The 14,543-nt window shown below is 51.6% G+C and carries 18 protein-coding genes and 1 pseudogene; 14 read left to right on the forward strand and 5 right to left on the reverse strand.

What is annotated here, in order from left to right; translation table 11 throughout:
* The first annotated feature begins 9 nt into the window (after positions 1-9).
* Positions 10-465, forward strand: coding sequence for an H-NS family nucleoid-associated regulatory protein (locus ACQG1K_RS25410; RefSeq protein WP_001293458.1), 456 nt, complete (start codon positions 10-12; stop codon positions 463-465).
* Positions 466-502: 37 nt separating this feature from the next.
* Here the strand turns inward: ACQG1K_RS25410 and ACQG1K_RS25415 are convergent, their stop codons facing one another.
* The gene (locus tag ACQG1K_RS25415; protein WP_000351937.1) at positions 503-1,153 is read right to left on the reverse strand and encodes a YkgJ family cysteine cluster protein; all 651 of its coding nucleotides are present in this window, start codon (positions 1,151-1,153) and stop codon (positions 503-505) included.
* On the opposite strand from ACQG1K_RS25415, the gene ACQG1K_RS25420 reads away from it, so the two are divergent.
* The 7 genes from ACQG1K_RS25420 to dqlB all read left to right on the forward strand — a co-directional run bounded on the left by ACQG1K_RS25420 (position 1,143) and on the right by dqlB (position 4,255).
* Complete coding sequence (locus ACQG1K_RS25420) at positions 1,143-1,409, forward strand: hypothetical protein (protein ID WP_032072053.1); 267 nt, start codon at positions 1,143-1,145, stop codon at positions 1,407-1,409. The two genes, ACQG1K_RS25415 and ACQG1K_RS25420, sit on opposite strands and share 11 nt — an antisense overlap.
* Positions 1,410-1,425: 16 nt before the next feature.
* On the forward strand, positions 1,426-1,605 hold the full coding sequence (locus ACQG1K_RS25425; protein WP_023408316.1) for a hypothetical protein: 180 nt from the start codon (positions 1,426-1,428) through the stop codon (positions 1,603-1,605).
* Positions 1,602-2,423 (forward strand): SprT-like domain-containing protein, encoded by an 822-nt coding sequence (locus ACQG1K_RS25430; protein WP_000196235.1) that lies wholly within the window; start codon positions 1,602-1,604, stop codon positions 2,421-2,423. The genes ACQG1K_RS25425 and ACQG1K_RS25430 overlap by 4 nt, the downstream gene beginning before the upstream one ends.
* A gap of 109 nt (positions 2,424-2,532) precedes the next feature.
* A complete protein-coding gene (locus ACQG1K_RS25435; RefSeq protein ID WP_000510385.1) occupies positions 2,533-2,787 on the forward strand; it encodes a hypothetical protein in 255 nt (84 codons plus the stop codon).
* Positions 2,788-2,804: 17 nt separating this feature from the next.
* Positions 2,805-3,080: a hypothetical protein gene (locus ACQG1K_RS25440; RefSeq protein ID WP_000557557.1), complete on the forward strand. Its 276-nt coding sequence runs from the start codon at positions 2,805-2,807 to the stop codon at positions 3,078-3,080.
* Positions 3,077-3,355, forward strand: coding sequence for a hypothetical protein (locus tag ACQG1K_RS25445; RefSeq protein ID WP_001093608.1), 279 nt, complete (start codon positions 3,077-3,079; stop codon positions 3,353-3,355). Before ACQG1K_RS25440 ends, ACQG1K_RS25445 begins: the two co-directional genes overlap by 4 nt.
* An 804-nt stretch (positions 3,356-4,159) precedes the next feature.
* Entirely contained in the window at positions 4,160-4,255 is a 96-nt protein-coding gene (gene dqlB, locus ACQG1K_RS25450; RefSeq protein WP_000609145.1) for a DinQ-like type I toxin DqlB, read from the forward strand.
* 251 nt (positions 4,256-4,506) lie between these two features.
* Here dqlB and ACQG1K_RS25455 read toward each other — a convergent pair.
* Positions 4,507-5,019, reverse strand: a pseudogene (locus tag ACQG1K_RS25455) (Tn3 family transposase); the annotation flags it as partial.
* Positions 5,020-5,162: 143 nt separating this feature from the next.
* Between ACQG1K_RS25455 and ACQG1K_RS25460 the strand changes: the two are divergent.
* On the forward strand, positions 5,163-8,180 hold the full coding sequence (locus ACQG1K_RS25460) for a Tn3-like element IS3000 family transposase (RefSeq protein ID WP_004199413.1): 3,018 nt from the start codon (positions 5,163-5,165) through the stop codon (positions 8,178-8,180).
* A 219-nt stretch (positions 8,181-8,399) separates the two neighbouring features.
* Positions 8,400-9,401, forward strand: coding sequence for an IS30 family transposase (locus tag ACQG1K_RS25465; RefSeq protein WP_023408311.1), 1,002 nt, complete (start codon positions 8,400-8,402; stop codon positions 9,399-9,401).
* Positions 9,402-9,509: 108 nt separating this feature from the next.
* On the opposite strand, the gene ACQG1K_RS25470 is transcribed toward ACQG1K_RS25465, so the two are convergent.
* Positions 9,510-10,490 (reverse strand): IS5-like element IS5 family transposase, encoded by a 981-nt coding sequence (locus ACQG1K_RS25470; protein ID WP_000019402.1) that lies wholly within the window; start codon positions 10,488-10,490, stop codon positions 9,510-9,512.
* A gap of 234 nt (positions 10,491-10,724) precedes the next feature.
* Here ACQG1K_RS25470 and ACQG1K_RS25475 point away from each other — a divergent pair, with 234 nt between their 5' ends.
* Genes ACQG1K_RS25475 through ACQG1K_RS25485 form a run of 3 tightly spaced genes read left to right on the forward strand, consistent with a single transcriptional unit; the run spans position 10,725 to position 12,549 of the window.
* Complete coding sequence (locus ACQG1K_RS25475) at positions 10,725-11,537, forward strand: subclass B1 metallo-beta-lactamase NDM-7 (RefSeq protein ID WP_032495622.1); 813 nt, start codon at positions 10,725-10,727, stop codon at positions 11,535-11,537.
* A gap of 3 nt (positions 11,538-11,540) precedes the next feature.
* Positions 11,541-11,906 (forward strand): bleomycin binding protein Ble-MBL, encoded by a 366-nt coding sequence (gene ble / locus ACQG1K_RS25480; RefSeq protein WP_004201167.1) that lies wholly within the window; start codon positions 11,541-11,543, stop codon positions 11,904-11,906.
* Between the two features lie 4 nt (positions 11,907-11,910).
* Positions 11,911-12,549 (forward strand): phosphoribosylanthranilate isomerase, encoded by a 639-nt coding sequence (locus ACQG1K_RS25485; RefSeq protein ID WP_004201168.1) that lies wholly within the window; start codon positions 11,911-11,913, stop codon positions 12,547-12,549.
* A 10-nt stretch (positions 12,550-12,559) separates the two neighbouring features.
* On the opposite strand, the gene ACQG1K_RS25490 is transcribed toward ACQG1K_RS25485, so the two are convergent.
* Both ACQG1K_RS25490 and cutA read right to left on the reverse strand, forming a co-directional pair.
* On the reverse strand, positions 12,560-13,591 hold the full coding sequence (locus tag ACQG1K_RS25490) for a protein-disulfide reductase DsbD domain-containing protein (RefSeq protein WP_004201169.1): 1,032 nt from the start codon (positions 13,589-13,591) through the stop codon (positions 12,560-12,562).
* Between the two features lie 4 nt (positions 13,592-13,595).
* Positions 13,596-13,730, reverse strand: a complete 135-nt coding sequence (gene cutA / locus ACQG1K_RS25495; RefSeq protein WP_023408307.1) for a divalent cation tolerance protein CutA — start codon at positions 13,728-13,730, stop codon at positions 13,596-13,598.
* Between the two features lie 58 nt (positions 13,731-13,788).
* Between cutA and ACQG1K_RS25500 the strand changes: the two genes are divergently transcribed.
* A complete protein-coding gene (locus tag ACQG1K_RS25500) occupies positions 13,789-14,493 on the forward strand; it encodes an IS6-like element IS26 family transposase (RefSeq protein ID WP_001067855.1) in 705 nt (234 codons plus the stop codon).
* The last annotated feature ends 50 nt before the right edge of the window (positions 14,494-14,543 follow it).

Consider the following 14,543-nt stretch of genomic DNA (forward strand, 5'->3'; position numbering starts at 1 on the left):
ATTAACTCGATGAGTGAAAATGAAACGTTTGACGCAACAAAAAAGCTACTCCTGAATATTCGCTCTGTTCGTGTTTTTGCGCGAGAAACCAGCTTTGAACAACTGCTGGAAATGCAGGAAAAGCTTAACGCCGTGATCGAAGAACGTCGTGAAGAAGCAGAGCGTGAGGCAGCAGAACGCGCAGAGCGCGAAAGAAAGCGCCAGGAACTGCTCCAGTTGATTGCCGGAGAAGGTTTTTCACCGGAAGAACTGCTTGGCCTGTCCGAAGATGCGCAAAAAACACGCAAAAAGACGTTGCCAAAAGCGCCGCCTAAATATCAGTTTGATGAAAACGGCGAAACGAAATACTGGTCTGGTCGTGGCCGGACACCAAAACCAATCGACGAAGCGTTAAAAGCTGGCCGTTCTCTTGATGAGTTTCTCATCAAAAAAGATGCTTCCAGCACTGCTGGTGACGAACAGTAATCTAACAAGCCTCTGACACTGCGTCAGAGGCTTTTTTTTAGCAAAAAGGGCGCGGGGGGTTATGGTGAAGAAATCTTTGGATATCTTCGCGGGGATAAGGGAAGTAGTCTCTGATATCTTTGGTTTCTAACTTACCAGTGCAGTGATACGTCTGAAAATAGATCCACTCTGCTATTGTTTTGTAGATGTGATTTCCCATGTTCGCGCTTTGAGAACCATACTGCATGACTTGTGCATCCAGGTCATTACACATCTCCGGCGGAGTGAGTACATGATATGTCCTGCATAACAGCGGGCGGTAATTGTAGATTGAGCATGTTCCCTTCTCAGACAAAAACGGACATTTTGACTCATGCCCGGTCGTAAGCGGGTTGTCTCTGGCAGTAAGTTTACTTGCTTGTGCAATATGTGTTGCCTCAAGCGCGGTTAAATGAACATCCATTTTACAGCACGAAGAGCACCCCTTTTGACAGGAGGTAAACGTGCTCACAAATTCTTTGTTAAAACGATCCAAAAAGGCGTACATCTGTTTTAACTTGAGGTAAATATTACCGGATTGAGTATTGAGTTTATTTATGAGTGCCTTTAACTCATCGAAATACTTATCAGGTACGGGTTTCAGATTGGTATAGCCGGGTAATGTTTCGCCTGGCTCCAGGTGGATCACTGAGTTAGGTTTGATATCCATTGCTTTTGCTTCCTATATTCTTCTCGCGCTGGTTGTTCATTTGACACTAAAACAAGCGTCATACAATGGCAAGGTGTCAAGCCCAGCAGTAAATCACGCTTGCCAGCAAACCAGTTTCCTGCAGCCGGTTTGGCCGTTGATTTTTGCCAGCAATATTACCCGCTCGATGCCCGCCCTGGGCGTGAAATTGCCAGCAAAAAAGATTGCCGCTATCAAAGGTGTGGTTTATATTATCTGTATCGTACGATACAGATAATGGAGAAGCTTAATAGATGACTGAAAAAATCACTGACGAGGAACTGGTAGATTTGTTGGAGGCGCTCAAAAGAGCACATGGTATGGGCGTTTGTTCAAAGGCGGTTAAGCTGGCACAGCGTTGCGCTGATGTGTTCCCTGCTATTGTTGCAGAGTTACAGGAATATCGGAACGCCGCTAAGCGAACTTCAGCATGACAAGAGCCACGGAACGCGCTTACAGCGAGCTACAACAGGCGTTTGATTTCTATAACCAGCGCCTTTTTGACGGCGAACTCCCTGACTGTCTGATTACGTTCCAGCGCGGCAAGAACACAATGGGCTATTTCAGTTACAGGCGCTTTGTTGCTGCTGACGGCAGCGGCAGGATGATTGATGAAATCGCCCTCAATCCTGAATACTTCCCGGTGTACCCGCTTATTGAAGTCATGCAAACGCTGGTTCATGAGCAGTGCCATATGTGGCAGTACCACTACGGCAACCCGTCGCGTAAGACGTACCACAATGCGCAGTGGGCGGCAAAAATGGAAAGTATCGGACTTATGCCCTCCTCCACCGGGAGACCTGGTGGTGCGAAAGTCGGCCAGAAGATTAATGACTATCCGATCCCTGGTGGCCGCTTCCAGCGCGTCACACTGGAACTGTTCCAGGGGCAATTTGCTTTGAGCTGGTTTGATCGCTTCCCTGTCCAGGTCGAACAACAAAAAGATATGACCGCCGTAATAGAGCAATGGCGCGAAACGCTTGCTCTGGCGCATCAAAATGCTGAGGCCGGGATTGATATAGAAGCGGTGCTTTCTATGGCTCTGCTGCCGTCAGTGTCACCGCAGAACGGGAGCCATTCAGATGATATGGCCGGGAGCAATGACAATGATTTGTCAGTTGCAGCATTTGAGGACAAGCCAAAACGAAATAAAGTTAAATATCAGTGTCGCGGGTGTGGCGCTGCCGTGTGGGGCAAAGCCGGACTGAATATTGAATGCGGCGATTGCGAGCTGGCTTTCATCGAAAATTAATTGCCAGCAAATTTTCCCGGTCACATCTGTTGGCCAGTGTTTTTTGCCAGCAAAGTTTCTTCCCGGGTTCGCGCCGGCAGCGCAAAAATGACAGCAAAAGAGGGGTATCATGGGGCATTACACAATCAGAACGAATGACGACGAAGATCAGGCCATTAAAAAGGCGCAGGAAGCGACCGGACAGGCATCAGCCAGCAAAACCTTTATGACGGCTATCCTTGAGCTTCAGCGTAACAGAGACGAGATGGCGCAGCTACGGCGTGAACTGGCGCAGGAAAAAGCGCGGAGTCAGGAGCTGGTATCATCGGTAAAACAATTCCGTTCCAGCCTGAACAATCTGTTTGATCTGGCTGACAACCCTTAAATAACAAGGAGCGAAACGTGCATACCACAAATGCGATTATCCTGTGCCTGGTGTCATATCCCTGCATCGTTGCATGGGTTATCTATAAAAACAGATTTGTCGATTACTTGTTTTTAACTCTGCTTGCTTGTTTGGGGAGCATTTTTTCAGTCGTATTGTATAAACAGCCCGACTACTCATTGACCATATATCAGGCCGTTGCTGTCGGCTATGCTGCCGTGATCATGCCAACGGTGTTAGTTTTGAGTGTCGTTAATATCTTCATGGGAAAAGCAGAGAGAACGTGCAAATGAATACACTGGCTGCACTGGAAAATACGTTTCGTGATATGAGAAAGCATGGCTGCCAAACAGTCATGGTCACGCAGTCTTTAGCTGATTTTGGCCGCTACAGCTATAAACCGCGCCCTGCATTTCAGGACTGGATCGAACGGCTGAAGACTGGCGAACGTCTGCCGCGAGGCCGTTACTTTGTTGGCAAGAAGCCTGGTGGCCGCCTGGTGCTCATTGATGAATTGGGGGGAACATGGACAGAAAAAGTAACAGTGATTCATACCAACGCTGGATGATAGAGAAGGCTGACAAAAGGGAAAGGACGCAAATCAGTATGTCGTTCGTAAAGATGAAGGACGTACTTTTTAACGTGCTGGCTATCGGTACTGTTTTAGCAGCCCTGGTGGTGATCTTTTATGAAGTGCAAAGCAGCTTATAAATTGATGGCCGTTGACAATGAATGTCATACTACCTGACCGGGCAATGCCGGAAGATTTCTTTCACGGGTGATGGTTTGTGATCCCGGCATTGTTCCGGCGCTCTCTCGTAAATTCTCGCGCCCAATCCCCCTCGCAAAACCTCAGAATTCACGTAACGCACCGCGATTTCGGCAACCATCAACCCTAACGTCCTTATGTTGTTGGGTTTGCCGCAGAACAATTTATTCATTTAAAATAGATTTAAACGAAGCGGGAAACCGCAGACGTAAAAAAACCGACTGGTGAGGTCGGCTTTTTTACGGTTCCGGTGCGAGCTGGTAACTCAGCCCGGAAGGGAAACTCTCTACAACTGACAATAGTATGATAATCCGTGAAGCCTGATTATGCAATATGACGGGCAGTGACTGTGCGTTAACGGTTTGCCTGAACGTTAGATAAACGTATAATCAGAGGGTTAGCTCTGTGGTGAGTCTCTCCCTGCATTCCGCTAAATGCGGCATGAACAGGTTCAAAGTCCTGACAGGTAATACAGGTGGTGCTGGTTATCTGTGCTCTGGCAGGAGTGAGACTCTCTACAACTGACAAGACGAAGAGAAGCCGTGGTGACAGGCAGTGTAAGAGCAAGCCACGGTGTCTTTACTCCATTTATGGAGAAAACGGATGATTAACCTGTTAATCATCGTTCTGAGGGCGGTAGCGGCGCTTGCAAACGCGCTGATTGCCATTCTGGAACTGATCCGCCAGTTCATCGACTAATGAACACGGAAACGTAATTAAGGCCGGAGGAACACCACCTCCGGCCTTTAATAAAAATATAGTTTAGTTACAACATTCACTAGTCTGTACTAACCACCACACACCTGACCTTCTGCGCACAAGTTACCTTTAATCACTCCTAAACAGGCATTTCATGAAACTCCCCTGTTCTTGCATCGGTAACAGGGGTCTGACGCTCAGTGGAACGAAAACTCACGTTAAGCAACGTTTTCTGCCTCTGACGCCTCTTTTAATGGTCTCAGATGTCCTTTGGTCACCAGTTCTGCCAGCGTGAAGGAATAATGGCCGAGCATATTGATATGTCCGTGGCAAAGCGGGGAGAGGCGTGCGATATCTTCATCATTCAGTGTTTCACCCTGCGCCCGGAGATGATCCAGGGCTGCCTGCATATAAATAGTGTTCCATAACACGACGGCGTTAGTGACCAGCCCCAGTGTGCCCAGTTGATCTTCCTGACCGTCGGTATATCGTTTTCTTATCTCACCTTTTTGACCGTGACAGATGGCTCTGGCAACGGCATGGCGACTTTCTCCCCGATTAAGCTGGGTCAGAATGCGCCGGCGGTAATCTTCATCATCAATATAATTAAGCAGATACAGCGTTTTGTTGATGCGCCCCACTTCAATGATTGCCTGAGTCAGTCCGGAAGGACGTTCACTTTTCAGCAATGAACGGACCAGCACTGAAACCTGTACTTTGCCCAGCTTCAGGGAGCCAGCGGTCCGGATCATTTCGTCCCACTGAGGGGTTCTAGGGATTTTCCGTCCAAAAACGACAAAGTGCTCTGGAGGCCCCGCCGTCTGTGGCCTCCAGAGGGGTATTACTTTTTTCGAGATCCCTATTTGGGCTCTGTTTGAGTAAGATTTAGTCTTTTTGGGCTAAATCCATGGCATTCGAAGAACGTGTCCAAATCTTGTCCGAGGCAGAACAAGATGAGTTATATGGACCCCCCGCTTTCACCTCCGCCGACCAACGCTTCTTTTTCTCGCTGAACGATAAGGAACTGGCGATCGCTAAAAGCCTCCGTCATCGGGGCCAGCGTTACATGCTGGTGGTACTGCTGGGCTATTTCAAAGCCAAGCCGGTGGTGCTGAATCCCGGCTTTCATCAGATCAAGCAGGACCTCAAATACGTTTATCAAACCGTTCTACCAGGCCCAGGCTGTAGACCCTTTAATCTCACGCCAAAAGAGAACGAACGGATTTACCAACGTGTTTTCCAGCTCTGCAACTACCAGCGCTGGAATGTCAAAGACCATGGAGCGGCGTTGAGAGATTACTTATCCCAGCAAGCCAGAGCCTGGACAGCGCCTAGGCACCTCTTCGATGCGGCCAATGAATATTGTTCGGGGCAGAAGATCGCAATCCCTGCCTACAGCACGCTGCAAAAGATCATCAGTCAGGTGGTGGGAGACGAACAGGAACACATGGCCGCGCACCTTGAGCGTGCAATGTCACGCGGTCTTAAGCAAGCACTGGCGGAGCTCGTGAACGGCACAGGTCCACTGCCGTTCCGACAGTTGCGACAATCGGCTCGTAACTTCACCGGAACCGAGTTGGAGAAAGAACTGATTGTCTATCGCCATATCCAGCATTGGATGCCGGAAGTGGATCTGCTGTTGAGCACGCTATCACTGTCGCAGAAAAATCTGCAACACCTGGCAGAGAAAGTCGACTACTACGGTGCCAAACTGAAACGTCAAACCGTAGGCAGCCAATGGCTGTATTTATTGTGCTATCTTCAAACGCGATGGCAGCAAGCGCTGGAACGTATTGCCGATGGCTTTGTGCATCATGTCAGACAGACCAAACAGAAGGCAAAGGATTATGCGCAGGAAGCGGTGTTTAAGGATTGGCAAAAAGCAGCTAAAAATGTCAGCAAGGCAGCTGAAGTACTGCACCTGTTCATTGATGACAGCATTGATCTGCAACTACCGTTTGCAACAGTAAGACAGCAAGCACTGAGCCTGCTGACCAAAAGGGATCTGGAATCTGTATGTCTCTTCCTGAACGAGCAGCGACGATCGGTCGATGAAGCCATGTGGCAGTACTGCGACGAGAAAGAAAGTCTGCGGAAAGGTTTGCTGCGAGAGTTGTTCCTATGTCTGCGCTTCGAAGGCTGCGACGGCACCCAGCACTTAGCGGCCGCCTTGGCGAAAACACAAAACGAACTCAACGGCCAGGACGCTCAGTTGCAAACTGCCGACACCAGACTCCTTTCCAAAAAATCACGTGAATTCCTGCTGGATGGTGAAGGGAATATCCTGATCGATCGTTATGAGTGGTTCCTCTATCAACAGATTCCTGATCGCCTGAATGGCCAGCTGACGCTGCCTGATATCACTAAATACCGGGCACTCGACGCCGACCTGATCGACGGGGAACATTGGCGAAAAAACAAATATACGCTGCTTCAACAGAGCCATTTTACAAAATTAGCGGAGGAGCCTGAAAAGCTGATCAAACAGATGGCCATGGAATTGGATACCCGTTTGTACGAAGTCGGCGAATATCTTGAACAGGAAGACAACCGGAATATCATCTTGCGTAATCCGCAGGGTAAACGCTTCTGGCGCCTGCCTTCGGCCAGCAAACATCATCTGGTCAACAATCCCTTCTTCCAGCAAATTCCCACAACGGGGATTGCGGATGTACTGCGCATGGTTGATCGTGACACCGGTTTCATTGACTGCTTCGCTCATGTGCTGGGTTCCCAATCCAGAAGCCGTTCCCATGAATATGACCTGTTGGCAATTCTGGTCGGCAATGCAACCAATCAAGGCATTTACGGCATGGCACAGATCTCTGATCGTACCTATGATCAGCTCAGCACTATCCAGGCGAACTATCTTCGCCTGGAAACATTGAATGCTGCTAACGACAACATCAATAACGCGACAGCCAAGCTACCCATCTTCCGGTACTACAACATCCAGGAAGATGTGATCCACGCCAGTGCCGATGGTCAAAAGTTCGAAGCCCGGCGCGAGACCTTCAAAACCCGTTATTCGTCGAAGTACTTTGGCACTCAAAAAGGTGTTTCTGCCATGACCTTGATCGCCAATCACGCTGCGATCAACGCCAGAGTGATCGGCGCCAACGAACATGAATCGCACTACATCTTTGATTTGTTGATGAGCAATACGTCAGACATCATTCCGGATGTGCTCTCAACCGATACCCATGGGGTGAACCATGTGAACTTCGCGTTACTGGATCTGTTCGGATACCAGTTTGCCCCACGCTATGCCCAGGTTGGCAAAGTGATCAATGACATGTTTGATGTCAAGGAAGACAAAGAACACCGAATTCAGCTGTGCTTAAAAAAGCCAATCAATACCCATCGTATTGCGCAGCACTGGGATACCATCCAACGGATTGCAGTATCACTTAAGCAGCGGAAAACAACGCAAGCCACCTTGGTGAGAAAGCTCTCGGAGTACAAGCGCAATCACCCGCTGCTGGAAGCCCTGACGGAATACAATCGCCTGGTGAAAGCGAATTATCTACTGTGCTACATCGATGATGCCAGTTTAAGAAACTATGTTCAGCGCGCGCTGAACCGGGGAGAGGCCTATCACCAACTGCGTCGGGCCGTGAGCAGCGTCAATGGGGATCAGTTCCGGGGCAGTTCAGACGAAGAAATCCAGCTATGGAATGAGTGCGCTCGCCTGGTCACCAATGCCATCGTTTACTTCAACTCCAGGATACTCAGCCAGCTGTTGACCAGCTTCGAATACCAAGGAGATACCAAGAGAATAGATATCGTCAAACAGGCATCCCCTGTGGCCTGGCACAACATTAACCTCAAGGGGACTTACCACTTCGAATTGAGCGAAAAATTGCCAGATCTGGAGGAGCTTATGCGCTCAATCGAGGGATATTTACCCGTCAGCGAAAAGTAATACCCCTCTGGAGGCCACGGACGGCGCGGCCTCCAGAGCACTTTGTCGTTTTTGGACGGAAAATCCCTAGAACCCCATTATCTAAAAATACTTAATTGTCTTTTAACGTCGCTAAATTTTAAATAAATAAGTGAAGAGTGTTAGTGGAGCCACTGATTTAAAGTTGGCAGAGTAAAACTTGAAGTGCGACATAAACCACCTAATTAATTTAAAGGGTTTATGGAGTATATAAAATTGTCATACCATCATCTTAACTTTGAAGATCGTACTGCATTAATGCTTGAGTCAAGAAAAGAAGGCTTTTCAGCCAGAAAATTTGCTGAACTCATTAAAAGACATCCTAGTACGATCTATCGTGAGCTTAAAAGAAATAGCATCAATGACGTTTATCAAGCTCGATATGCTTCTGATAACACCTTCGCTAGACGTAGACGTGGTCACAGAAAACTCAAAATCGATTCAATCCTCTGGAAATTTATTGTTGAAGCGATCCGTTGTTTATGGTCTCCTCAGCAAATAGCAAAGCGTTTAAAGACATTTCCTGATTTGGATCAAACAATGAATGTAAGCCATACAACGATTTATTCAACGATACGAGCATTACCAAAGGGTGAGTTGAAAAAAGACTTATTATCCTGTCTACGTCATGAAAATAAAAAGCGAAAAGCTAACGGTGAACCTAAAAAAGATTCTATATTACAGGATATTAAAACTATTCATGAGCGCCCAGCCGAAGTTCAAGAAAGAAAAATACCGGGTCATTGGGAAGCTGATTTAATTAAAGGTAAAGACAATAAAAGTTCGATAGCAACACTTATTGAACGAAATACACGGCTCTGTATCTTGGCAACATTACCTGATGCAAAGGCAGAATCAGTGCGCAAGGCTTTAACTGAAGCTCTGAAATATTTACCTGCAGAACTGCGTAAAACGTTGACCTATGACCGTGGACGTGAGATGTCAGAACATAAAATACTCGAAGAAGATTTAGGCATAGATGTATATTTCTGTGACCCACATTCACCCTGGCAAAAAGGCACATGCGAAAATATGAATGGTTTAATTAGGCAATATTTACCTAAAGGGATTGATTTAAATCAGGCAGATCAGCATTATTTAAATCAAGTTGCCATGTCACTGAATACTCGTCCTAGAAAGGCGTTAGATTGGCTTACACCATTAGGGAAGGTGCGAATAAGCGGGGAAATTCTTCTCGGCTGACTCAGTCATTTCATTTCTTCATGTTTGAGCCGATTTTTTCTCCCGTAAATGCCTTGAATCAGCCTATTTAGACCGTTTCTTCGCCATTTAAGGCGTTATCCCCAGTTTTTAGTGAGATCTCTCCCACTGACGTATCATTTGGTCCGCCCGAAACAGGTTGGCCAGCGTGAATAACATCGCCAGTTGGTTATCGTTTTTCAGCAACCCCTTGTATCTGGCTTTCACGAAGCCGAACTGTCGCTTGATGATGCGAAATGGGTGCTCCACCTTGGCCCGGATGCTGGCTTTCATGTATTCGATGTTGATGGCCGTTTTGTTCTTGCGTGGATGCTGTTTCAAGGTTCTTACCTTGCCGGGGCGCTCGGCGATCAGCCAGTCCACATCCACCTCGGCCAGCTCCTCGCGCTGTGGCGCCCCTTGGTAGCCGGCATCGGCTGAGACAAATTGCTCCTCTCCATGCAGCAGATTACCCAGCTGATTGAGGTCATGCTCGTTGGCCGCGGTGGTGACTAGGCTGTGGGTCAGGCCACTCTTGGCATCGACACCAATGTGGGCCTTCATGCCAAAGTGCCATTGATTGCCTTTCTTGGTCTGATGCATCTCCGGATCGCGTTGCTGCTCTTTGTTCTTGGTCGAGCTGGGTGCCTCAATGATGGTGGCATCGACCAAGGTGCCTTGAGTCATCATGACGCCTGCTTCGGCCAGCCAGCGATTGATGGTCTTGAACAATTGGCGGGCCAGTTGATGCTGCTCCAGCAGGTGGCGGAAATTCATGATGGTGGTGCGGTCAGGCAAGGCGCTATCCAGGGATAACCGGGCAAACAGACGCATGGAGGCGATTTCGTACAGAGCATCTTCCATCGCGCCATCGCTCAGGTTGTACCAATGCTGCATGCAGTGAATGCGTAGCATGGTTTCCAGCGGATAAGGTCGCCGGCCATTACCAGCCTTGGGGTAAAACGGCTCGATGACTTCCACCATGTTTTGCCATGGCAGAATCTGCTCCATGCGGGACAAGAAAATCTCTTTTCTGGTCTGACGGCGCTTACTGCTGAATTCACTGTCGGCGAAGGTAAGTTGATGACTCATGATGAACCCTGTTCCATGGCTCCAGATGACAAACATGATCTCATATCAGGGACTTGTTCGCACCTTCCTTAGAGAAATTTGCTCAGCTTGTTGATTATCATATGGCTTTTGAAACTGTCGCACCTCATGTTTGAATTCGCCCCATATTTTTGCTACAGTGAACCAAATTAAGATCATCTATTTACTAGGCCTCGCATTTGCGGGGTTTTTAATGCTGAATAAAAGGAAAACTTGATGGAATTGCCCAATATTATGCACCCGGTCGCGAAGCTGAGCACCGCATTAGCCGCTGCATTGATGCTGAGCGGGTGCATGCCCGGTGAAATCCGCCCGACGATTGGCCAGCAAATGGAAACTGGCGACCAACGGTTTGGCGATCTGGTTTTCCGCCAGCTCGCACCGAATGTCTGGCAGCACACTTCCTATCTCGACATGCCGGGTTTCGGGGCAGTCGCTTCCAACGGTTTGATCGTCAGGGATGGCGGCCGCGTGCTGGTGGTCGATACCGCCTGGACCGATGACCAGACCGCCCAGATCCTCAACTGGATCAAGCAGGAGATCAACCTGCCGGTCGCGCTGGCGGTGGTGACTCACGCGCATCAGGACAAGATGGGCGGTATGAACGCGCTGCATGCGGCGGGGATTGCGACTTATGCCAATGCGTTGTCGAACCAGCTTGCCCCGCAAGAGGGGCTGGTTGCGGCGCAACACAGCCTGACTTTCGCCGCCAATGGCTGGGTCGAACCAGCAACCGCGCCCAACTTTGGCCCGCTCAAGGTATTTTACCCCGGCCCCGGCCACACCAGTGACAATATCACCGTTGGGATCGACGGCACCGACATCGCTTTTGGTGGCTGCCTGATCAAGGACAGCAAGGCCAAGTCGCTCGGCAATCTCGGTGATGCCGACACTGAGCACTACGCCGCGTCAGCGCGCGCGTTTGGTGCGGCGTTCCCCAAGGCCAGCATGATCGTGATGAGCCATTCCGCCCCCGATAGCCGCGCCGCAATCACTCATACGGCCCGCATGGCCGACAAGCTGCGCTGAGCCATGGCTGACCACGTCACCCCCAATCTGCCATCGCGCGATTTCGATGTGACAGAGGCGTTTTATGCGAAGCTGGGCTTTGCGACGAGTTGGAAGGATCGCGGCTGGATGATCCTGCAGCGCGGCGGTTTGCAGCTCGAATTCTTCCCCTATCCTGACCTCGACCCAGCTACGAGCTCGTTCGGCTGTTGCCTGCGGTTGGATGATCTCGATGCCATGGTGGCATTGGTGAACGCGGCGGGAGCCGAGGAAAAAAGCACCGGCTGGCCGCGCTTCAAAGCTCCGCAACTGGAGGCGAGCGGCCTGAGGATCGGCTACCTGATCGATCCCGACTGCACGCTGGTGCGGCTGATCCAGAACCCCGACTGACCGCATGCCCGCGAAAATCAAGATTTGCGGGATCAGCACACCCGAGGCGCTCGATGCGACCATCGCGGCGCGGGCGGACTATGCCGGGTTGGTGTTCTATCCAGCGTCGCCCCGTGCGGTTACGTCGAATGTCGCGGGCGCTTTGACATCGCGCGCAGCTGGCCAGATCGCCATGGTCGGTTTGTTCGTCGATGCGGATGATGCTGTCATCGCCGACGCACTGGTGGCAGCCAAGCTGAACGCGCTGCAGCTGCACGGTTCGGAATCGCCCGAACGCGTGGCCCAGTTGCGCGCGCGGTTTGGCAAGCCGGTGTGGAAGGCGCTGCCCGTCGCCAGCGCCAGCGATGTCGCACGCGCCGCAGCCTATGCCGGGGCGGCGGACTTGATCTTGTTCGACGCCAAGACCCCCAAAGGCGCGCTGCCCGGCGGCATGGGGTTGGCGTTCGACTGGTCGCTGCTGGCCGGATATCGCGGTGCCTTGCCGTGGGGGCTGGCAGGCGGGCTAAATCCGACGAATGTTGCCGAGGCGATTGCGCGCACCGGAGCGCCGCTGGTCGATACCTCCAGCGGCGTCGAAAGCGCGCCGGGCGTCAAGGATACCGACAAGATTACCAATTTCGCCTTTGCGGTGCGCTTGGCCTAAATCGCGTCGATCAATAGGCGTCGTTCAGCGCAAAGATCGGCTTGCGGGTGCGCCACTGCCCTCGGGTGAAGTCGGGAAAATCTAACGTGCGATTGCCCTCAGCAATCGATTGTTCCGACAGAGGCGTGATCGCGCTCCAGGCCAGCGCGTCGTAAATGTCGATTGGCATCGGGGCCTTGGCCTTCAGCGCCTCGACAAAAGCGTGGATCACGAACCAGTCCATCCCGCCATGCCCGGCCCCTGCCGCCAGATCGGCGTAGCGTTTCCATAGCGGGTGATCGTATTTCGCAAACCAGCCCTCGGCAGGCTCCCAGCGGTGCGGCTGTGGGCTCTTGCCCTCCAGATAGATCGACTTGTTGACGTCCATCCACAGCCCCTCGGTGCCTTGCACCCGAAAGCCGAGAGAATAGGGGCGCGGCAGCGAGGTGTCGTGGCACAGCATGATCGTTTCACCATTAGTGCAGCCGATCATGGTGTTGACCACATCACCCAGTGCGAATTTCACCTCGGCGTTGGGATGATCGGCAGAGCCGTTCTTGACGACATAATCATGCAGCCCGCGCGCCTTACAGCCGAAGCCGCCAGCGCCCGCTTCGCCCGGCAACGCGACCTTCAGGGTGCGGGTCTGCGGCGGGTAGCACACGCCGGCATCGGCGCAGCCCTGGTACTTCACGGTCAGGGTGGTCGCGCTCGCGCCGGCCGCGGGCGTGCCGGTGAGGGTGCCGAGCAATTCCTTGCGGTAGGTTTCGACGTCGCCGAAGAATTCGTCGCGGTAGGCCTTGCCCTTCGGCAGCGCCATGGTCGCGCCGGTGAAGGCGGCATCGGCCTTGACCGAGGTGCGGTGCCGGTACAGGTAATAGCCGTCGGCGATCCGCCAGCGCACCTCGATGCGGTCCGGCGCGGTGGCCTGCGCGGACAGGACGAAGACCTCGTCGACCGGCGGCAGTTCGAAGTCCTGGGCGACGGCCGAGGTCGCGGGCAGCGCAAGCAGCAGGGCGAGCCCGGCCAGCCAGCGGCGCAGGCGGATCGTGGATGCGGTCATTGGCTCAGTTTACCGGTCGGCTCTCGGCGGCCAGCCATTGCAGGTATTCGGGCAGGCCGGACGCGGCTTCGACCGCGAGCAGCTCCGGGAGTTCGTAGGGATGCAGTTGGCGCAGGCGTTCCTGCAGGGCGGGGGGCACTGTTGCAAATAGTCGGTGGTGATAAACTTATCATCCCCTTTTGCTGATGGAGCTGCACATGAACCCATTCAAAGGCCGGCATTTTCAGCGTGACATCATTCTGTGGGCCGTACGCTGGTACTGCAAATACGGCATCAGTTACCGTGAGCTGCAGGAGATGCTGGCTGAACGCGGAGTGAATGTCGATCACTCCACGATTTACCGCTGGGTTCAGCGTTATGCGCCTGAAATGGAAAAACGGCTGCGCTGGTACTGGCGTAACCCTTCCGATCTTTGCCCGTGGCACATGGATGAAACCTACGTGAAGGTCAATGGCCGCTGGGCGTATCTGTACCGGGCCGTCGACAGCCGGGGCCGCACTGTCGATTTTTATCTCTCCTCCCGTCGTAACAGCAAAGCTGCATACCGGTTTCTGGGTAAAATCCTCAACAACGTGAAGAAGTGGCAGATCCCGCGATTCATCAACACGGATAAAGCGCCCGCCTATGGTCGCGCGCTTGCTCTGCTCAAACGCGAAGGCCGGTGCCCGTCTGACGTTGAACACCGACAGATTAAGTACCGGAACAACGTGATTGAATGCGATCATGGCAAACTGAAACGGATAATCGGCGCCACGCTGGGATTTAAATCCATGAAGACGGCTTACGCCACCATCAAAGGTATTGAGGTGATGCGTGCACTACGCAAAGGCCAGGCCTCAGCATTTTATTATGGTGATCCCCTGGGCGAAATGCGCCTGGTAAGCAGAGTTTTTGAAATGTAAGGCCTTTGAATAAGACAAAAGGCTGCCTCATCGCTAACTTTGCAACAGTG

Source organism: Enterobacter cloacae complex sp. 402C9 (assembly GCF_050030745.1).
Taxonomy (GTDB): Bacteria; Pseudomonadota; Gammaproteobacteria; order Enterobacterales; family Enterobacteriaceae; genus Enterobacter; species Enterobacter intestinihominis.